Genomic DNA, 407 nt, shown 5'->3' on the forward strand with positions numbered 1-407 from the left:
CTGCGCGTGCAGTTCGCCCAAGGGCCCAACCACACCCTGGACGACGGCACCGAGGTCTTCTGGCCCTACAAACGCGACCCCCACACCCTCGCCCGCCCCTGGGCCATCCCCGGCACCCCCGGCCTCGAACACCGCATCGGCGGCATCGAGAAGGAAGACGGCAGCGGCAACATCTCCTACGCCCCCGCCAACCACGACTTCATGGTCCGCACCCGCCAAGCAAAGATCGACGGCATCGACGTCCCCGACCTCGACGTCGACGACCCGCACCAGGCCCGCACCCTCGTGCTCGGCTGGGGCTCCACCTACGGACCCATCACCGCGGCGGTACGCCGGCTGCGCACCGCCGGCGAATCCATCGCCCAAGCCCACCTGCGCCACCTCAACCCCTTCCCCCGCAACCTCGG

General features: G+C 70.5%; 1 pseudogene. It reads left to right on the forward strand.

Annotated features, from left to right (window positions below):
- Window positions 1-407, forward strand: a pseudogene (locus tag ACYF6T_RS44665) (2-oxoacid:acceptor oxidoreductase subunit alpha); the annotation flags it as partial.

It is taken from the genome of Streptomyces sp. 7R007, assembly GCF_054850255.1.